Source organism: Lysinibacillus sp. FSL W7-1291, assembly GCF_038593415.1.
GTDB lineage: Bacteria > Bacillota > Bacilli > Bacillales_A > Planococcaceae > Lysinibacillus > Lysinibacillus fusiformis_D.
This window is the reverse complement of record NZ_CP151994.1, coordinates 2,681,535-2,700,409: the sequence shown is the minus strand read 5'-3', so window position 1 is coordinate 2,700,409 and position 18,875 is coordinate 2,681,535. Positions and strand designations below refer to the sequence as shown.

The window sequence follows — 18,875 nt, the reverse complement described above, 5'->3', positions numbered from 1 at the left end:
CATGATGGAAAAATATCGTATCGATCAATTAAAAGGATTGGAATTTGGGCTGTACTCTTTAGGGGATCATATTCCAAACCCATTAACAGGCGAACGTATTTCTGCTCAGCAACGACTAAAAGAGCTAGTAGAGGCTAGTCAATTGGCTGAACAAGCAGGCATTGATGTATTCGGTATTGGTGAGAGTCATCAATCGTACTTTACAACACAGGCACATACAGTCGTGTTAGGGGCTATTGCACAGGCAACGTCCAATATTAAATTATCTAGCTCAGCAACTGTATTAAGTGTTTCAGATCCAGTACGTATCTATGAGGATTTTGCCACAATTGATTTAATATCAGATGGTCGAGCAGAAATTGTAGCGGGACGTGGGTCACGTGTAGGAGCTTACCAATTGCTGGGTATTGATTTACAGGACTATGAAGAAATTTTTGAGGAAAAATTAGAGCTACTTATGAAAATCAATGACGAGGAGCTGGTGACATGGGAAGGGCAATTTCGAGCACCACTTCACCATGCACAAATTTTACCACAGCCCAAAAACGGCTCCTTACCGATTTGGCGAGCAGTTGGTGGTCCACCTGCCAGCGCTATTAAAGCAGGATATATGGGAATTCCGATGATGCTTACAACATTAGGTGGACCTGCTATCAATTTTAAACCATCTGTTGATGCCTATCGAGAAGCGGCAGAACGCAAAGGTTTTGACCCAAATGAATTACCTATTGCCACAACAAGCTTGTTTTATGTAGCAGATACAACAAAAGAGGCATTGCAAGGCATGTATCCACATTTAAATGGTGGTTTCCAAGCCATTCGTGGCGGAGGTTATCCAAAGCAACAATTTGCTCAAGCACCCGATACACGTGATGCTTTAATGGTTGGCAGTAAAGAGCAAATTATTGAAAAACTACTTTATCAGTACGAGCTATATGGCATGCAACGCTTTATGGCACAAATCGATTTTGGTGGCGTACCATTTGATAAAATTATGAAAAATATTGAAATCATCGGTCAGGATATTATTCCAGCGATGAAAAAATATACAGCAAAATAAGGAGTGGCTCATCATGAAAATTGTCGCGCTTGCAGGTTCTATTGTCGGCTCTAAAACAAGAACAGCAACACAGAAAATAGTTGAGATGTTACAAGAAAAATATCCACAGCATGAAGTTACATTACTGGATCTTGCTGACTATCAACTAGTTTTTAGTGATGGACGTAATTACTTCGACTACGAAGGCGATACAAAATATGTGACAGAAACCATTATGGCTGCAGATGCAATTGTTATTGGGACGCCAACATTCCAAGCATCGATTCCAGCGACATTAAAAAATATCTTTGACCTTTTACCTGTCAATGCCTTCCGCGATAAAGTCATCAGTGTCATTGTGACAGCGGGTACATCCAAGCATTATTTAATGGTGGAACAGCAACTAAAGCCGATACTAGCTTATATGAAAGCGCACATCGTTCCGACCTATGTATTTATAGAAGAAAAGGATTTTTTACGCAAAGAAATTGTTAACGATGATGTCCTTTTCCGACTAGCACGGTTAGCAGAGGATACAGTCATGGTAGCAGATGCCTTTGCAGAAATTCGGGCAAAAAAAGATGCAGAATATGATTTTTAAAGATTAATAGATGAAACGCTGTGTAAGTAGTCTGACGCAGCGTTTCTTTTTGCGTCTAAGCTAACTATTTGACCATTCAAACCATCGTGCATGCCCATCTGGACGCAGCATTGTACGTATGGATATGATAGTACCTTGATCTATAAAATCTTGATGAAGTTTTGTATCAAATAAATTGTTATAGCAATGATAAAGAGGCCTCCCCATGCTAATTTCTTTTAATTGCTCTATTAATTTATGACGTAATTCAATGGGGATTTGATTTGCGACATGTGTATGATAAATCACTAACATCGCCTCTTGCTCAATTATTCGACTAAGCTTTTTAATCAGTTGAATCGCATCCCCTTCTATTAACTGAATATCTAATTGATTGATGATGGGGAGGGCCTGTTGGAATAATATTCTACGTTCATGATGCTAATAAATAATGAACTGCTGCCAACAATAAATTGGGCGCAGGCTGATCCTGTGGGATTAAGGAGGCAATGTCTAACAAATCTTCATCATTGGCAATTTTAGTAGCTAAATGTTCATAAAGGGGGCTTGAGCCTTGACATTCCTGTTGAGCAAACATCTGAAATTGACGACTTAATATAGTGTGCGGCATATGATTCTCTCCTTTTTACATACATAATCAAGTTCATCATCAGTCTAATCTTATTGTATAATTTAGTAAATTAAATATATTTAATGAATTTAATTAAGAATTTTAATCACTGAGGTGAGATTTTGGAATATAAATGGTTACAATCTTTTATCGTCGCAGCCCAGACTTGTAATTTTCGTACAGCAGCGGAACAACTTCATTTATCTCAACCAAGTATTACGGTTCATATTCAGCAGTTAGAAGAATTTCTGCATGTACAATTATTTAAGCGCGAAAAAAATCGTGTGCAATTAACAGACGCTGGAAAGCTTTTTCAAGTAGAGGCACAGCAAATGGTCAATCAGTGGGAACAAAGCATTGAACGTATTCGATTAGCAAGTAAAGGTATTCAAGAAAAAATCATTATGGCTATGACCCCGTTAATGGTTGAAACGATTCTGCCGCATGTGATCTATCAATTTATCAATGACAATCCTTCACTTGAGATATCAATTTTAGTAGAGGATTCAGCTAAAATAGAGGATTTAGTCAATCAAGATCAAGCTCATATTGGTATTTCATTATTACCAACACGTTATCGACATTGGCATCAAAAGCTGCTGATTGATAGTCCATTAGAGTTAGTAATCCCCCTAGATGCCTATGATGATGAAACAGGCACTTATATTGATTATGAGGAGTTATTTCAAACGTATACTTTATTTACGCATCATCATCCAACAATTTGGGGAGAGCTATTACGTAAATTAAGAGAAACATATTTTTTAACGAAGCAAGTATCCATTTCTCAATCTTATGTGGTAAAAAGGCTAATAAAGGATGGGTTGGGGATGTCGTTTTTACCTCGTATGATTGTGAGAAAAGAACGGATGGAGGGACGGTTTAATATAGTTCCTTTTGAAGATTTCCCATTACCAAGTGTACCCGTATACCTCTTTTATAAGGAATCTACACAAGTACCAGATGGATTATTAGATTTATTGCAAACAAGAAATTATTTATAATTCACAAGATGGTCAAAAATGATTTTGAAATGATGCTGTTCAGTGTAAGGGTTTTCATAGACTTTGTCGAATTGTGGTATGATCGTTTTTAAAGAGTAGGAGGTCAATAAACATGGTATTTTCTCTATTTAAAAAAAAGAAAGAACAACAGCAGCTAAAAAATAGAGTGGAGTTTTGTATCACTAATTTATCACTTGGTGCGGCAGATGCGTATGATGAATTAGTAGAACGGGATGATATTGAGATAGAGGAATCTGGTTGTACATCTCACTGTGAAATCTGTGAGCAAAGTATTTTTGCGCTAGTTAATGGAGAAGTCGTGACAGCAGAGGACGCGGAGACATTGGTGCAGGCTATTGATGAAGAATTAAAACAAAACCCACTTTTCTAATGAAAAAACAGCTTGCGGGATAACAAGCTGTTTTTTACTGCAAATCAATTTACCAACCGCGCACGTATTGTACGGGAGGTTGCACTTCTTCGCCTAATTCTTTAGCGGCATGAAGTGACCAATAAGGGTCTCGTAATAAAACGCGTGCTAAGAAAATTAAATCTGCGCGATTATTTTGGAGAATTTCTTCCGCTTGAACAGCTGTTGTAATAAGTCCAACTGCGCCAGTAGGGATGTTTGCCCCATGCTTAATGGCCTCTGCATGCGATACTTGATAGCCTGGAAAGATATGAATAGCTGCTGGTACAACACCGCCTGTTGATACATCAACCAAATCAACACCTTGAGATTTCATCCAGCGACTAAAAACAATAAAATCTTCCATTGTTGTGCCATCCTCAGCGTAATCTTCTGCAGATACACGTACCAATAATGGTCCATCCCACACACTGCGAATCGCATCGATAACTTGACGAAGGAAACGATAACGGTTTTCCTGTGAACCACCGTATTGATCTTGACGTTTATTTGTCGCAGGTGATAAAAACTCGCTAATTAAATAGCCGTGTGCCGCATGAATCTCGAGCACATCAAAGCCAGCCTTTGTGGCACGAACAGCTGCTTGTTTAAACGCTTCTATTACATAAAGAATGTCCTCTTCTGTCATTTCTATTGGTGTTTTATAGTCTGAGCTAAAGGAAATAGCTGATGGAGCAAAAATTTCGCCATCCACCGTTGCTTTGCGACCAGCATGTGCAAGCTGGATGCCTGTTTTAGCGCCGTAAGCCTTCATCCCTTCAACTAGTTGACTTAATCCTTCAATATGTGCATCATCCCAAATGCCTAAATCCTTATTTGAGATGCGGCCTTCTGGCACAACACCAGTAGCTTCCAAGATGATTAACCCAACTTGACCAGCTGCTCGTGTCGCATAATGGACTAAATGAAAAGGTGTCACCATGCCATCGTCTTGCGCTGAATACATGCACATAGGTGCCATAACAACGCGATTTTTTAAGGAAATGGATTGTAATGCATATGGTTCGAATAATTTACTCAAAATAAAGCCCCCTAATTCCTAGTGATACACTCTATTTTGCACATAATATTAACCATTTGCAAGTGAACGAGATCGAGCTTCCGCTTCTTTAATACATGCTTCGATGGCTTCATTAAATTGATATTGCTCTAGTGCCTGAATACCAGCCTCCGTTGTACCGCCAGGGCTCGTTACCTTTTTCCGCAAAACATCCGGTTCATCTACCGATTGCTTGAGCATTTCAGCAGTACCTGCCAGTGTTTGAGTCATTAGTAATCGTACAGTATCTTTGGAGAGACCAACTTTTGTTCCTACTCTTTCAAAGGCTTCCATTAAATAATAAATATACGCAGGGCCACTACCAGAAAGGGCTGTAACTGCATGCAATTGATCCTCATCGACTTCAATAACGGAGCCGACAGCCTCTAATAACTGGAGGAAAAGAATACGCTGTGCCGCCGATACCTCGTTATTGAATGCTATCCCACTTGCTGACATACCGATTGTGGCAGATGTGTTAGGCATCACCCGTGCAATTGGACGACTCCCTAAAAATTCAGTAATCGTCTCAATAGCAATACCGGCTAGAATCGACAGAACGGCAGAGTGCGTTGTCATTTTAGGTTTTAGATCGCGCATGGCTGCAACAGCATCCTTTGGCTTCATTGCTAAAATGATAAGATCTGCCTGTTGATAAATGGCTTGATCAAACAGGCACTGGACTCCATATGTTTCGTGTAAGAACTGTAAACGTTCTTTGTCAGAGCGATTGGTGACATAGATTTCCTGTGGTGTAAACACCTTTTGTTTTATCCAGCCCTGCATCAATGCTTCTGCCATTGAGCCTGCACCGATAAATACTATTTTTTTCATAAACAAAACCTCCAGTTCAAAATAAAAAAGCGCTCTCGTCCTTATCTTGAAGGACGAAAACGCTCTCGTTTCCGCGGTACCACCTTTGTTTGCCAATTGTTGGCACAACTCTTAGCCCTCTTATCGCAAGGGAAACGGTTATGTTTGCATAACTGCTCAGAAGTAGGTTCGGTAATGGGAGCGGGTGATGTTACTCTCAGCAAATGTAACACTCTCTAACACCTTCACCAGTTACGTACTCGGCTTCTTCAACGCACAAAAATAATTAGATTATTCAAAATTATAGTGAGGAATTAGCAAACTGTCAACAGGAGGATGACGAAAACAGAAAAAACTTGTAAAATAGAATGAATCAGTATTCACTAGCTCGTAAAAAGGGGGAGACAACTTTGTCTATAGTCAAAATAGAAATTCCAACACCCTATGAAGTAGGAGATGTCAATGCATTTATTGTAAAGGGCGATGCACTCAGCATTTTTGATGTTGGACCAAAAACGATGGAAGCCTATGATGCTTTGAAATGGGGAATTCGAGCAGCTGGCTTTGACATGCGAGATATTGAACAGGTTGTGTTAACCCACCATCATCCTGACCATGCAGGATGGGTCGATGCCTTTCCACATGCAGAAATTTTGGGGCATGCCTATAATGATAAATGGCTTCGTCATGATGAAGCGTTTTTAAGCTATCACGAGCAATTTTACAGTGAGCGTTTATTAGAGCATGGGGTACCACAAGAATATATTACAAAAAGTGTACATGTTCGTCGTGAATTAGAGCTTGTGGGTGAGCGCCCATTGACACAAATTTTGGTGGATGGAGACGAAGTGCCCGGTCATCCAGGATTAAAGGCAATAGAAACATTAGGTCATGCACAAAGCCATTTTATTTTCTGGGATGAAAAAACGCATCATGTTATTGGGGGCGATTTATTACTCGAAAAAATAACGCCCAATCCATTAATCGAGCCACCATTAGATCGTACATTAGGACGTCCAAAATCCTTACTGCAATACAATGAATCACTCGAAATTCTACGCCAATTACCCATCAAAATGATGCATACAGGGCATGGGGCCGATTTAGAGGATATTCCTTCTTTAATTGATAAACGATTAGAGCGCCAGCATCAGCAATCATTGAAAGTTAATGAGTTGCTAGGTGACGATCAATTAACGGTTGTACAAGTAACAAAACGCTTGTATCCAGCCATATTCCAGCATCAGCTAGGATTAACCTTGTCCAAAACACTAGGGCATTTAGATTATTTAGAAGCCAATGATTATATTAAATCAACGAAGACCGAAGCAGGTATCTATTTATTTCAAAGGAAGTAGGTTTACACATGAATAAATATAAAAAGACGATCTTCGTGACAGGTGCAACAAGTGGTGTAGGCTTAAAAACGACAGAATTACTTGTAGCTCAAGGGCATACAGTTTATGCCACGGGTCGTAATGCTGTTGCACTAAAGGTGCTAGAACGTTTAGGAGCTCACGTTATCCAAGCTGATTTAACCAATTTACATACACTCGATGATGTTTGTTCACAGCTCCCACCCATTGATGTGGCGATTCTTTCAGCAGGTGTAGGGAAATTTGCTGTAGCCCCCGCTTTAAAGGATGTGGATATTGCTCAAATGATTGAATTGAATGTAAGTGTACCGATTTACCTTGCCAAACGATTAGCTTCTGCAATGATGGCACAACAGCATGGTCATCTAATTTTTATTGGGTCACAGGCAGGAAAGGTAGCAACACCGAAAGCGAGTGTTTATGCTGCTACCAAGCATGCCATTGTCGGTTTCACGAATGGACTTCGTATGGAGTTAGCTCCATACAATGTGAAAGTAACCGCCATCCACCCAGGTCCCATTGATACACCATTTTTAGATAAGGCAAATGATGCAGGTGGCTACAGAGAGTCCTTAGGAAGATTTTTATTATCCGCAGAAGAAGTGGCACAAGCTACAGTTCAAACAATTGACCGTCCAGTTCGTGAGGTAAATTTACCAAGGATCATGGGATTATCGAGTAAATTATATGCACTCGCACCTGCAACCATTGAATTTCTAGGCAAATCATTTTTCAATAAAAAATAGCAATAATCAGACTGTCGCCATGCTCCCTATGTATGGCGACAGTTTTTTTCATACTTACCTGAAATTGTTGATATAGTAGGGAAGATGAAGCTAAAAAAGGAGAATACAATGTACACTATTGGACAAGTTGCTAAATTTTTAGGCATTTCTAGAGATACGATAAAATTTTACGAAGAAAAGGGATTGGTAAAGCCTCAGCAAAATAAAGGAAATGGCTACAGAAGCTATACCCATTTTGATATCTATGACCTAACAACGGTCAATTTTTATCGAGAAATTGATTTGGAAATCAAAATAATACAGGAATTAAGAAGAGGCAAGAGTATCGAGGGCATTCGCTCATTATTAGAAGAAAAAGAGCAGGGAATGTTGGAGGAGATTGCCTATAAAAAACGACAATTAAAAAAGTTACAAAGGGTCAAGGAAGATTGCGAAAAAATTAAGCAATGTTTAGGAACATACAGTATAAAAGAAATGAAACCACTAGAGATAATGGGAGAAATAGATCATTATACCGCTTATGATGAATATGACATTCTAAAAGAAAACACCGATAATTTTAAAAAAGCAGTGGTCCTTACATCATTAAGAAGAGTAATACGGTTTAATGATGAAGGGATACTAGAAGAACAATTTATAATTACCAGAAAAGTTGAAGATGATGACAAGGCAATAGCTGGGGAAATTCGAGCCTATCCAAAATGTCTTTATACAATCATTGAAGATGGTAGATGGTCTACAGGTGGTAAAAATACGGACGATCAAGTGGAAGCCAGTATGAGAAAAGTAGCCGAGGAAATGGGCTATGAGCTGTTAGGGCTTGTGTATATCAATCTACTGCTAGTTACGTATGAAGAAGGGCTGGAACGTATTTTTTTAGAAATGTATGTGCCAATAAAGTAAAAATAGAGATAGATGATTGACCTGTGAGCAACCCCCAGGTTTATGCTGAAGTTCAGTGCAATGAAATGGGGGATCAACATGAATAGAAATAAGAAGCTAAAAAGACCTGTAGCGAGTTTTATTGTCTTAACCAATGTCATTTTTTGGCCGCTTTTTTGTCTTGTAGGAGCTGTCAAGCTGTTAGGGTTTCCAACGTGGGTTTTCGATGTAATACGCTGTCTATCAGCATGGTCATCAACCTTTGCCTTCGCTATATTATTTCCGAAAATATATCCTGGACAGAGCTTTCTACACTTTGTGAAACAAAAATTTAAGAATAGGTTGAACGGATCGGTGATTTTTTCAGTGCTGACGATTCAAGTCGTCATTTTTATTATTATTTTGAGTCTAGTTATGAATAATCATCAAACAGATTCTATTTTTACAATCTCTTCTTGGGTTATACTGAGCTATTACTTTTTTAGAAATCTTTTATCAGGACCATTAGGTGAAGAATTGGGATGGAGGGGTTTTGCCCTGCTGGAGCTTCAAAAGAAGTATTCCGCATTAGTCGCCTCTATCATCATCGGGTTTTGGTGGGGGCTATGGCATTTACCGATATGGCTTACGACTGGCTTTATGGGCATGGATTTACTCCAATATAGTGGCTTCTTTATGATAGCCATCATAGCGACGAGTATTATTATGGCAGGATTTTATAACATCAATCAGAATTTAATCATCCCCATCATTATTCACCAATTCTTTAATTTTTTTATTGGTTTAGTGAACGGGCATCTCGTTGATTTAATGATGTATAATGCCATTTTATATTCAGTAGCCGCCCTGTTATTGATCATCATTAATCCAAAGAATGCATTGTACAAGACAAAATCAATTAAATCGTGAAAAAAAAATCCCGTTTTCTACGGGGTTCTTTTTTATTGATACATTTATATAGTATACATTTATGCCTTTAGTGAAAAAACGCTTATTCGAGTAAATATTCATACTTTCTCCAATGATTTGATGGATTGGTTGACGTTCGCTTAACTAGTAAAATAAATGTCTATGAATTTATAAAAATACACTTGTATTTATTTTTATAACATGATACTATTCGTGTATAAACTTTTAAATGAATGTATAAAAATACATATCGATAGAGCAATGGAGGCGCATTTTTAATGGCAAATAAAAAAGTTGTATTAGCTTACTCAGGCGGACTTGATACTTCGGTAGCAATTCCATGGTTAAAAGAACAGGGTTGGGATGTAATCGCGGTATGCCTTGACGTTGGTGAAGGGAAAGACCTTGAATTCGTAAAAAATAAAGCTCTTCAAGTAGGAGCTATTGAATCTTATATGGTAGATGCAAAGGATGAATTTGCTGAAAATTATGCATTAATTTCATTACAAGCCCATACTTGGTATGAACAAAAATATCCATTAGTATCAGCACTTTCTCGCCCACTAATCTCAAAAAAATTAGTAGAGATTGCGAACCAGGTCGGTGCGGATGCCGTTGCACATGGTTGCACAGGAAAAGGTAATGACCAAGTTCGTTTTGAAGTGTCTATTAAAGCATTAAATCCTGATCTAGAAGTATTAGCACCAGTACGTGAATGGGGCTGGAGTCGTGACGAGGAAATTGAATATGCGATGAAACATAATGTACCAATTCCAGCAACATTGGATTCACCATTTTCAATTGACCAAAATTTATGGGGACGTGCCAATGAAGCAGGAATTATGGAAGATCCATGGGTATCTCCACCAGAGGAAGCTTACGGCTTAACTGTTTCTGTTGAAAATGCACCAAATGAAGCAGAATATGTGGAGATCGAGTTTATAGCTGGTAAACCAGTAGCATTAAACGGAAAAGAAATGAAGCTAGCAGATTTAATTCAAGAATTAAACGCAGTAGCAGGTGCGCATGGTGTAGGACGTATCGACCATGTAGAAAATCGTCTCGTTGGTATTAAATCACGTGAGGTTTATGAAATCCCAGGAGCAAAAGTGCTGTTAACAGCGCATAAAGAGCTTGAAGATTTAACACTTGTAAAAGAATTAGCACACTTCAAGCCAGTGATTGAGAAAAAATTATCTGAATTAATTTACGATGGGTTATGGTTCTCGCCATTACGTGATGCACTTGAAGCATTCCTTGCGCAATCACAACAATATGTAAATGGTACAGTACGTGTGAAACTGTTCAAGGGGCATGCGATTGTAGAAGGACGTAAATCACCAAATTCACTATACAATGAAAAGCTAGCAACATACTCGAAGGAAGATCAATTCAATCACGCTTCCGCTGTAGGCTTTATCGAGTTATGGGGTCTACCAACCGTAGTGAACTCATCTGTTAATAAAAAATAATATTTAACAAGCGAGGTGTGGGAAGGCATTATGCTTTCACTACACCTTTCAATAAGAAATAAAGGAAAAGGTGAGCTGACATGACAAAACTTTGGGGTGGACGTTTCCAAAAATCAGCAGAAGCATGGGTAGACGAATTTGGGGCATCCATTGGCTTTGATCAGCAACTTGTGCTAGAGGACCTTGAAGGTAGTGTTGCACATGTCACAATGCTTGGTGCAACAGGAATTTTACCTGTAGCTGACGTAGAGGCCATACTAGGTGGTCTTGCCCAATTAAAAGAAAAGGCAATCGCAGGTGAGCTTGAATTTAGCGTTGCCAATGAAGATATACACTTAAATTTAGAAAAGATGCTGATTGATTTAATTGGTCCTGTTGGTGGCAAGCTACATACAGGTCGTAGCCGTAATGACCAGGTCGCGACGGATATGCATCTTTTCTTGAAAAAGCGTGTGCAGGAAGCAATTGATTTAATCGTGACGTTTCAACAAACATTAGTAGAGAAGGCTCAAGAACATATTGAAACGATTGCGCCTGGTTATACACATTTACAACGTGCCCAGCCAATATCCTTTGCGCATCATTTAATGGCGTACTTTTGGATGCTAGAGCGTGATAAACAACGCTTTACAGAATCCATCAAGCGCATTGATATTTTGCCATTAGGGGCAGGGGCTATGGCGGGAACGACTTTCCCAATCGACCGCTTAAAATCCGCAGAATTACTTGGCTTTAGTGAGGTATATGCCAACTCTATGGACGCTGTGAGTGATCGTGATTTTATTGTGGAATTTTTAAGTAATGCATCCTTGTTAATGGCGCATTTATCACGCTTTGCTGAGGAAATTATTATTTGGTCTACAGATGAATTTAAATTTATTGAATTGGATGATGCCTTCTCTACAGGTTCTTCCATTATGCCACAAAAGAAAAACCCTGATATGGCAGAGCTCATTCGTGGGAAAACAGGGCGCGTTTACGGGAATCTAATGGGCTTATTAACCGTGTTAAAGGGCACACCTTTAACGTATAACAAAGATATGCAGGAGGATAAAGAAGGCATGTTCGATACTGTGCATACCATTCTTGGTTCACTGAAAATCTTTGAAGGCATGATTCGTACAATGACCGTCAATACAGAACGTTTGCATCAAGCTGTCCATGCTGATTTTTCAAATGCAACAGAGCTAGCAGATTATCTTGCGACAAAAGGTATGCCATTCCGTGAGGCACATGAGGTGACAGGGAAGCTTGTCTTCACATGTATTCAAAAGGGGATTTACTTATTAAATTTACCGCTGGAAGAAATGCAGCAGGAAAGTGCACTAATTGAAGCAGATATTTATGATGTGTTAGCGCCAGAAGCGGCTGTTCGACGCCGTCATTCCTTAGGTGGAACCGGCTTCGAACAAGTGAAGATCCAAATTGACAAAGCAAAAGCCTGTCTTGTAAAACATTAATTGTTGCGTGCATGTCCTTGTGACTTTTGCATAGATATTCATTAAAGCTGTCCAGTGAGGCACTATGAAAACCTATATCCTTTTTCAACTAAGCCAGAGGGTGACGTGAAAAAGAGACCCTTACATACGTGAAGGACAATCCCCAATTCTGGAGACGCGGAATTGGGGTTTTTGTATAAGAAAATGGTGGGAGGGATCCGGTAAATGAATGAACGTTTTACAAAGGGGATTGACACAATCAAACAATATATGACTGAGGAAGAAGTAACACAGATGATTACATCCGATCCATTAGCCGATGTGGCACCCGATTTACGCAAAATGATTATTGAATTTGCTTATGGTGATGTCTATGCACGACCGGGATTGGAGGCCAAAAATCGAGCACTTGTCGTGATAACAGCAGTTGTCACACAAGGTGCTGCGCCGCAAACAAAAACCCATATCCAACGAGGATACCATGCAGGCTTAACACAGACAGAAATTGTCGAGGCTCTGTTACAATTAGTGCCCTACATCGGTTTTCCAAAAGTGCAAAATGCCTTAACCATTGCACAGCAAGTCTTTGCAGAAAAAATTTGAAGCATGAATAAAAAATCAGGCAAAGGTTCATAATAAGTTCGGAAACACTTATTAATCTAATATGATGGGGAGGATGCAGAATGAGTAATAGTCAAACACCCAAAGACCAAGAATCTCAGGAAAGTCCGCCACAACTGGTTAAGGTTGAAGCTTCTTAAAACTTAAGCCTAAAGGTGAAACAGAATTGATCTGCTTCGCTGTAGATTAAGTTGAAGCGTAAACCTACTAGTAAAAAATCAAATAGAAGCAATAAGTGTCCATGGATCCAGAATTATTCTGGGTCCTTTTTGTGGTTCACTGTTAACAATCTAATTGAGGGTGAGAAGCAGAGAGAAAGGCGCTCCTACTAGGGTAATAAAATTCATAAGGAAGGCAAAATGCACTCACCCAAGCCAAGACTCCACCCCTTTCAAAGGTAAAACATCATATAAGACATTCACATAGGTGAGTTAGTCACCTTCATCATTACCTTCATTTGACATTTTGAGAAATCTGTATTACTCTATACATAACAGATTCTGTTTGGGTATTAACAATACAGATTGGAGGAGCGATATGCAAATACGGTTAGATCCAAATAGTGAATTGCAGCTTTATAAGCAATTAGCCAATCAATTAATTGAATTCATCGCAAAAGGTGAACTGAAAAATGGTGATACATTACCAGCGGTGCGTGCGATGGCTACGGATTTAGGTATCAATGTAAGCACAGTGAGTAAGAGCTACCATGAACTCGAGGAAAAAGGGTTAATCGAATTAAAACCGAAAGCGAAGGCAGTCATTATTGGTGGGCAAAAGCGAGAGCTGGAAGAAACAGAGGTTGAAAAAGTGGAAAATGCTTTAAAGCCAATTATGGCGGAAGCTTTTGCACGTGGGTTTGAAAAAGAACAAATAACAAGTTTGTTCCAGCGAATTTTAAAACAATGGAAGTAGGGGTAGTATGCTTATAATAGTAGGCATCTTTATCATTGTTGGTATTTTGGAAACCATGACACCACATTTAACAAGAAAAACGAATGTTTTGGTGTTTCCATACCAGAACCTTATGTCAAGCATCCTCAATTACAGCTTTGGAAGAAGCGTTATAGTCAAATTATCGGAGGAATTGCAGGCTTATTTTTACTAGGTCAAATCGGATTCTCTTTGTCGCCTATGCAAGAGGAGAAAACGTCTTTAATCTCCTTTATCCTTTTGTATGTCATGCTCCTGCTATCATCTGGTCTTTACATGAGTTACCATGTTAAAACGAAAAATTTAAAGGGACAGGAACAATGGGAAACAAACATCAAAACGGTGCATGTAACAGACTTAACAATCCGCCAAAAAGATGAAACACTATCGCCCTTATTTTTTAGTTTACCTATCATCATGACACTGGCATTGATTGTTTTTACGTACATGAATTATGACACCATTCCAGCAATTTTTGCCACGCATTGGAATGGTGCAGGGGAGGCGGATGGTTGGACTGAAAAAACTAGGCTCTCCGTCATCAGTATGCCACTGATATTATTAGCGATACAAATTAGCTTTTTCATCATGGGCCAAGGGATGAAAAGTGCCAAAATTCAATTGAGTGCACAGGCTAGAGAAGCCTCAGTTCATCGGGAACTGACTCAACGCAAATATGGTAGCTGGTATTTAGCAGCGATTAATTTTAGTATGACGATTCTATTTATTGCTTTACATTATACAACCGTTATTTTACATGACCAAACAGCCCCATACTTTTTCCCCCTTTTTCTTGTCTTTAATATCGTTACATTAGGTGGCTTACTAGTATTAATTTGGAAGCTCAGTAAAAGCAATGAACGTTTTGATGAGGTACATACAAATGAAACAGCTGCGGCAGATGATCAATACTGGAAATGGGGGATTTTTTATTGTAACAAAAACGATCCATCCTTATTAGTGCCGAAAAAATTTGGAATCGGATGGACTGTCAATTTTGCGAATAAATGGAGCTACATCATAATCGGTATTACCTTATTGCCAATTTTATTGGTGATCTTCATATAGAGAGGAAGATTGGATGAAAAAATGGTTATTGTTATGTTGCACATTGTTACTTTTAAGTGCCTGTGGGCAAAAAGAGGTCACTGCGGACAATCAAGAGACAAAGGGGCAAAGTGCAATGAATGAACAGTTTATCGGAAAATGGGAGGGAAATATTGAAACGCCTAATGGAGCACTGCCAATTATCGTCGATTTACAGAAGGATAGTGGTACATTATCTGTTCCAGCACAAGGTTTATCTAATTTTCCATTTCAAAGTGTCAAGTATACAGATGACAATGTAAAAATATCTATTCATTTGAACGGCTCTGTTATTGCGATAAACGGCATATTAAAAAATGAACAAATAGAGGCTACATTTCAACAAAATGGTGGGAATTTCCCCCTAATTTTAACGGCTTATAAAGAGCAGCCCGTTACCTATGAAAAACTAAAAATTCCTGTTCAACAGGGAGACTTAACAGTTGCTTTACAAAAAGCGAGCACGTCGCCATCGCCTGTGGCTCTCATTATAGCAGGCTCTGGGCCAACTGATAAAGATGGTAATTCTGCTCTAGCTGGTAAAAATAATAGCTTAAAAATGCTGGCGGAAGGTTTAGCACAAGAGGGCATTACGACGGTTCGCTATGATAAGCGAGGACTTGGTGATAATCAAGCGCTCTTAACAAAGGAAGAAGATGGGACGTTTGATCAATACGTGGATGATGCAGTACAAATCCTACAAACATTGATGGCGGATAAAGCTTATACAAGTGTACACGTGATTGGTCATAGTGAAGGCTTACTCATTGGTTTGCTAGCAGCTCAAAAAACAGGGGTAGCGTCCTTCGTCTCTATCGCAGGTGCTGGAAGACCATTGGACGTAGTACTCTTAGAGCAATTAAAAGGTCAGTTAGCACCGAAGCTTTACAATGAATCAACGGATATTTTGACAGCTTTAAAGCAAGGCAAGCAGGTGACAACTGCTTCGCCAGAGCTGCAAGCCCTCTTCCGTCCATCTGTTCAGCCTTTCCTGATTTCCTTGCTAAAGTACCATCCTGCTGACGAGTTGGAGAAAGTAAAAAGCCGTGTATTAATCGTACAAGGAACAACGGATTTACAAGTAAAGGAAGTCGATGCCGAGGCATTAAAGAAAGGCAAACCAGAGGCGAAGCTACTTTATATGGAGGGTATGAACCATGTATTGAAAAAGGCTCCAGCAGATCGTGCAGGAAACTTAGCAACCTATTCAGACCCTTCATTGCCATTACATGAAAAATTACTACCAGCGATTCAGCAATTTATTAATGAAGAGTAGGATGATGAACGATGAGTATCTTTGTATATGGAATTATCATGCTGCTATTTCTGACCTTTGCCATTGTGCTGTCCCAAGGGAAAGGAGCGTTTTTAATCGCAGGATTTAATACGATGCCAGAAGAAGAAAAAAAGCAGTATGATGAGCAAGCATTGGCGAGATTTATGGGGAAAATGATGTATGGCTACTGCTTTTGTGTGCTTTTATGGATTCTTAATGAACTTTTTCATACACAGTGGTTATTTTTTAGTATCGGACTTGTTCTTTTCGTAGCATTGACGATCTTTTTAATGATCTATGTGAACACAGGCAATCGTTTCAAAAAATAAGAAGGATATAAAATGGACTTGGTCAATGCAATGACAAGTCCATTTTGTTTGGCTACATTTGAAGGAAATGCATTTTATCTATGAGAATTATTATCAATTAGTGGGATTTCTGTTAAACTAGAGACATGCTATTGGTTAAACTAGAAGGAGTGCTTGAGCTCGATGAAATTAAGTGATCATATACTTTTATGGAATCACGCATACATCAAAATTATGGATGTACGATTGACAATGATGGAGCAGGGAGAGGATTTTGGTCCCTATCGATTGCCGACCAGTGCCTTTCTCTATACAAAAAGAGGGAATGCTCAAATCTGGCTGGATAAAAACAGACATCTGGTACACCCGTTTCACGTCCTGCATGCAGGAAAAGGGGTGGATGTAGAGATTGTAGCGGAGAAAGAGTTTGAATACTTTATGATTTTCTATAAGGCAATACTTCCGTTACCTCATCGCCAAGAAATGGTAGCCTTGATGGAAAATCATAATCCTTTCCACTATCAATATGCTTTTGTGCCAGCTCATCCTCTTGCATTACTTGACAGAGCAGAGCAGATGAAGATAGTTTGGCAACAGGCCCATGACAAAGAGCTGAAAAATTTACATATAAAATCATTATTCTATCAATTTATCTATGAATTATTGCGGCAAATGCATGGACAGGGAATTCATCCCGTAAAGCCAGATATGGTGGCGCAGGCAGTTCGCTATATAGAGGAACATGCGCATATGCCTCTAACACTAGACATCATAGCGCAAGAGTTAGGCTGTAGCATTGGTTATTTATCAAAACTGTTTAAAGAAAAAATGCATACAAGCCCGATTCATTATTTAGGTGAAATGCGTGTCAATAAAGCAGCGGCATTACTCGTGCAAACAGATGCTACGTTGCAGGAAATTGCGGAGCATGTCGGTTATCCTGACGGTCATTCCTTGAGCCGAAGCTTTAAACGATACAAGGGTGTATCTCCAGCACAATTTAAAGTGGCATGGAGGCAAAAGCGGCAACTGGAAGATGAAGAATTGCCACTTTGGAAAAGAAGATATGCTATTCTCCCAAAACAATTCGAGTGTTATATTGATGATGAAATTGAAAATCATTATCAACGAAAGGGAGTAAATGAAATGTCGAAGTACAAAAATATGAAAGTAAAGGCTATGACGTTGTTTATGTGCCTATCATTGCTGCTAGCAGCATGCTCAAATACAAATGGAGCCTCATCATCGACAAATCAAGTGGAATCACAAGCGAATAGTGGACAAGAGGCTGTACAAGAAGGAAAGACAAGAATTGTTTCGACGCCTAGAGGTGATGTAGAAATTCCAGCTCAGCCACAGCGTGTAGCGGCTGATCAATATATGGGGCAGCTTTTAAAGTTAGGAATTATTCCAGTTGGTGTCCGCGAAGGCATGTTAACGGAAGGTTGGATTGAGAAAGCGGGGATTCCTCAAGAAACGCTCGCTAAAATCGAGAATTTAGGTGGCTTCCCAATGAATCCTGAAAAACTCATTATGCTAGAGCCCGATTTAATCATTGGGTCGATTGAGAAAAATATTGAACAATATGAAAAAATCGGCTCTACTGTTTTTATTCCTTACTGGGAAGAGCTTTCGACGGCAGGGCCGTTAGAAAAATTTAGAAGAATTGCTGAGGTATTTGGAAAAGAGCAAGAAGCTGAGTTATGGATAGAAGAATATGAACAGAGGGTAGAAGATGCTCGAAAACAAATCGATGGCATCATTAAAGAAGGTGAAACGGTATCAGTCGTGCAATTAAGCCCTACAGGTTTATTTGTGTTAGCTGCTGAGGGAGGGAATTATGGTAGTAACACCATTTATCAGATGTTGAAATTACCTCCAACAGAGCAAGCTTTAAACATGAAAGAGGGCTTTGAAAATATCTCATTAGAGGTATTGCCACAGTATTTAGGCGATCATGTATTTGTCTATGTCAATTCGCAAGAAGATGCAGAAGAAATTTTGAATAGTCCGATTTGGCAGGGAGCACCTGCTGTTAAAAATGGCAATGTTTATATGTATGGTGAGTTCGATGATGAGTTTGTCATGGAAGATCCTTACTCTTTAGACCTACAACTTGAGAAAATTGTCAAAGTTTTATTGGAGAAAAAAATAAAAAGCAAGTAAAACCTGCATTCATTTTGCAATAAAGTAGAGCTATTTTCTGATGAATGGCCGTTTGTATAAATTCATCCTAGCTGGTCATAATAAAGAAGATTTCACTTATGAAATCTATAATGATGAGGAGGATG

Annotated in this window: 20 protein-coding genes; 16 read left to right on the top strand and 4 right to left on the bottom strand. The window is 39.1% G+C overall.

Features of this window, described 5'->3' with window-relative positions; translation table 11 throughout:
* The first annotated feature begins 4 nt into the window (after positions 1-4).
* The gene (locus NST76_RS13060) at positions 5-1,060 is read left to right on the top strand and encodes an LLM class flavin-dependent oxidoreductase (protein ID WP_342545285.1); all 1,056 of its coding nucleotides are present in this window, start codon (positions 5-7) and stop codon (positions 1,058-1,060) included.
* A 13-nt stretch (positions 1,061-1,073) separates the two neighbouring features.
* Positions 1,074-1,640: an NADPH-dependent FMN reductase gene (locus NST76_RS13055; RefSeq protein WP_058844525.1), complete on the top strand. Its 567-nt coding sequence runs from the start codon at positions 1,074-1,076 to the stop codon at positions 1,638-1,640.
* 60 nt (positions 1,641-1,700) lie between these two features.
* Here NST76_RS13055 and NST76_RS13050 read toward each other — a convergent pair whose 3' ends face one another.
* Together NST76_RS13050 and NST76_RS13045 are read right to left on the bottom strand one after the other, a co-directional pair.
* Positions 1,701-2,003: a DUF2332 family protein gene (locus tag NST76_RS13050; RefSeq protein ID WP_342545283.1), complete on the bottom strand. Its 303-nt coding sequence runs from the start codon at positions 2,001-2,003 to the stop codon at positions 1,701-1,703.
* Positions 2,004-2,052: 49 nt separating this feature from the next.
* Positions 2,053-2,250 carry a DUF2332 family protein gene (locus tag NST76_RS13045; RefSeq protein ID WP_342543976.1) on the bottom strand — a complete coding sequence of 66 codons (198 nt, stop codon included), beginning with the start codon at positions 2,248-2,250 and terminating at the stop codon, positions 2,053-2,055.
* 122 nt (positions 2,251-2,372) lie between these two features.
* Between NST76_RS13045 and NST76_RS13040 the strand changes: the two genes are divergently transcribed.
* A complete protein-coding gene (locus NST76_RS13040) occupies positions 2,373-3,254 on the top strand; it encodes a LysR family transcriptional regulator (RefSeq protein WP_342543975.1) in 882 nt (293 codons plus the stop codon).
* Between the two features lie 112 nt (positions 3,255-3,366).
* The gene (locus NST76_RS13035) at positions 3,367-3,645 is read left to right on the top strand and encodes a DUF1450 domain-containing protein (protein WP_080717045.1); all 279 of its coding nucleotides are present in this window, start codon (positions 3,367-3,369) and stop codon (positions 3,643-3,645) included.
* A gap of 49 nt (positions 3,646-3,694) precedes the next feature.
* Here the strand turns inward: NST76_RS13035 and namA are convergent, their stop codons facing one another.
* Both namA and proC read right to left on the bottom strand, forming a co-directional pair.
* A complete protein-coding gene (gene namA / locus NST76_RS13030; RefSeq protein ID WP_342543974.1) occupies positions 3,695-4,705 on the bottom strand; it encodes an NADPH dehydrogenase NamA in 1,011 nt (336 codons plus the stop codon).
* Between the two features lie 48 nt (positions 4,706-4,753).
* On the bottom strand, positions 4,754-5,557 hold the full coding sequence (gene proC / locus NST76_RS13025) for a pyrroline-5-carboxylate reductase (RefSeq protein ID WP_342543972.1): 804 nt from the start codon (positions 5,555-5,557) through the stop codon (positions 4,754-4,756).
* Positions 5,558-5,904: 347 nt separating this feature from the next.
* Here proC and NST76_RS13020 point away from each other — a divergent pair, with 347 nt between their 5' ends.
* The 12 genes from NST76_RS13020 (at position 5,905) to NST76_RS12965 (ending at position 18,750) form a co-directional block, all read left to right on the top strand.
* Positions 5,905-6,894, top strand: a complete 990-nt coding sequence (locus tag NST76_RS13020) for an MBL fold metallo-hydrolase (RefSeq protein ID WP_170829910.1) — start codon at positions 5,905-5,907, stop codon at positions 6,892-6,894.
* Positions 6,895-6,902: 8 nt separating this feature from the next.
* A complete protein-coding gene (locus NST76_RS13015; RefSeq protein WP_058844530.1) occupies positions 6,903-7,658 on the top strand; it encodes an SDR family NAD(P)-dependent oxidoreductase in 756 nt (251 codons plus the stop codon).
* A 108-nt stretch (positions 7,659-7,766) separates the two neighbouring features.
* Entirely contained in the window at positions 7,767-8,561 is a 795-nt protein-coding gene (locus NST76_RS13010; protein WP_058844531.1) for a MerR family transcriptional regulator, read from the top strand.
* A 78-nt stretch (positions 8,562-8,639) separates the two neighbouring features.
* Complete coding sequence (locus NST76_RS13005; protein WP_036120119.1) at positions 8,640-9,449, top strand: type II CAAX endopeptidase family protein; 810 nt, start codon at positions 8,640-8,642, stop codon at positions 9,447-9,449.
* Positions 9,450-9,727: 278 nt separating this feature from the next.
* Positions 9,728-10,921 carry an argininosuccinate synthase gene (locus NST76_RS13000; RefSeq protein ID WP_058844532.1) on the top strand — a complete coding sequence of 398 codons (1,194 nt, stop codon included), beginning with the start codon at positions 9,728-9,730 and terminating at the stop codon, positions 10,919-10,921.
* A gap of 80 nt (positions 10,922-11,001) precedes the next feature.
* Complete coding sequence (gene argH, locus NST76_RS12995; RefSeq protein ID WP_340811437.1) at positions 11,002-12,381, top strand: argininosuccinate lyase; 1,380 nt, start codon at positions 11,002-11,004, stop codon at positions 12,379-12,381.
* Between the two features lie 204 nt (positions 12,382-12,585).
* A complete protein-coding gene (locus tag NST76_RS12990) occupies positions 12,586-12,963 on the top strand; it encodes a carboxymuconolactone decarboxylase family protein (protein ID WP_342543970.1) in 378 nt (125 codons plus the stop codon).
* A gap of 555 nt (positions 12,964-13,518) precedes the next feature.
* Positions 13,519-13,896 carry a GntR family transcriptional regulator gene (locus NST76_RS12985; RefSeq protein WP_036120131.1) on the top strand — a complete coding sequence of 126 codons (378 nt, stop codon included), beginning with the start codon at positions 13,519-13,521 and terminating at the stop codon, positions 13,894-13,896.
* Positions 13,897-14,190: 294 nt separating this feature from the next.
* Complete coding sequence (locus NST76_RS12980; RefSeq protein ID WP_342543968.1) at positions 14,191-14,982, top strand: DUF5808 domain-containing protein; 792 nt, start codon at positions 14,191-14,193, stop codon at positions 14,980-14,982.
* Positions 14,983-14,995: 13 nt separating this feature from the next.
* Positions 14,996-16,276: an alpha/beta fold hydrolase gene (locus NST76_RS12975; RefSeq protein ID WP_342543966.1), complete on the top strand. Its 1,281-nt coding sequence runs from the start codon at positions 14,996-14,998 to the stop codon at positions 16,274-16,276.
* Between the two features lie 11 nt (positions 16,277-16,287).
* The gene (locus NST76_RS12970) at positions 16,288-16,605 is read left to right on the top strand and encodes a DUF3784 domain-containing protein (RefSeq protein WP_036120141.1); all 318 of its coding nucleotides are present in this window, start codon (positions 16,288-16,290) and stop codon (positions 16,603-16,605) included.
* Between the two features lie 162 nt (positions 16,606-16,767).
* Positions 16,768-18,750: an AraC family transcriptional regulator gene (locus tag NST76_RS12965; RefSeq protein ID WP_271910190.1), complete on the top strand. Its 1,983-nt coding sequence runs from the start codon at positions 16,768-16,770 to the stop codon at positions 18,748-18,750.
* Positions 18,751-18,875 lie beyond the last annotated feature (125 nt).

Excerpts from the sequence above, each read along its gene's own strand:
- proC (WP_342543972.1), bottom strand. The coding sequence starts at position 5,557 with ATGAAAAAAATAGTATTTATCGGTGCAGGCTCAATGGCAGAAGCATTG.
- argH (WP_340811437.1), top strand. The coding sequence starts at position 11,002 with ATGACAAAACTTTGGGGTGGACGTTTCCAAAAATCAGCAGAAGCATGG.
- NST76_RS13020 (WP_170829910.1), top strand. The coding sequence starts at position 5,905 with ATGAATCAGTATTCACTAGCTCGTAAAAAGGGGGAGACAACTTTGTCT.
- NST76_RS13045 (WP_342543976.1), bottom strand. The coding sequence starts at position 2,250 with ATGCCGCACACTATATTAAGTCGTCAATTTCAGATGTTTGCTCAACAG.
- NST76_RS13015 (WP_058844530.1), top strand. The coding sequence starts at position 6,903 with ATGAATAAATATAAAAAGACGATCTTCGTGACAGGTGCAACAAGTGGT.
- NST76_RS13005 (WP_036120119.1), top strand. The coding sequence starts at position 8,640 with ATGAATAGAAATAAGAAGCTAAAAAGACCTGTAGCGAGTTTTATTGTC.
- NST76_RS13055 (WP_058844525.1), top strand. The coding sequence starts at position 1,074 with ATGAAAATTGTCGCGCTTGCAGGTTCTATTGTCGGCTCTAAAACAAGA.
- NST76_RS12980 (WP_342543968.1), top strand. The coding sequence starts at position 14,191 with ATGAGTTACCATGTTAAAACGAAAAATTTAAAGGGACAGGAACAATGG.
- NST76_RS13035 (WP_080717045.1), top strand. The coding sequence starts at position 3,367 with ATGGTATTTTCTCTATTTAAAAAAAAGAAAGAACAACAGCAGCTAAAA.
- NST76_RS12975 (WP_342543966.1), top strand. The coding sequence starts at position 14,996 with ATGAAAAAATGGTTATTGTTATGTTGCACATTGTTACTTTTAAGTGCC.
- NST76_RS13000 (WP_058844532.1), top strand. The coding sequence starts at position 9,728 with ATGGCAAATAAAAAAGTTGTATTAGCTTACTCAGGCGGACTTGATACT.
- NST76_RS13010 (WP_058844531.1), top strand. The coding sequence starts at position 7,767 with ATGTACACTATTGGACAAGTTGCTAAATTTTTAGGCATTTCTAGAGAT.
- NST76_RS12965 (WP_271910190.1), top strand. The coding sequence starts at position 16,768 with ATGAAATTAAGTGATCATATACTTTTATGGAATCACGCATACATCAAA.
- NST76_RS12985 (WP_036120131.1), top strand. The coding sequence starts at position 13,519 with ATGCAAATACGGTTAGATCCAAATAGTGAATTGCAGCTTTATAAGCAA.
- NST76_RS12970 (WP_036120141.1), top strand. The coding sequence starts at position 16,288 with ATGAGTATCTTTGTATATGGAATTATCATGCTGCTATTTCTGACCTTT.
- NST76_RS12990 (WP_342543970.1), top strand. The coding sequence starts at position 12,586 with ATGAATGAACGTTTTACAAAGGGGATTGACACAATCAAACAATATATG.
- NST76_RS13060 (WP_342545285.1), top strand. The coding sequence starts at position 5 with ATGGAAAAATATCGTATCGATCAATTAAAAGGATTGGAATTTGGGCTG.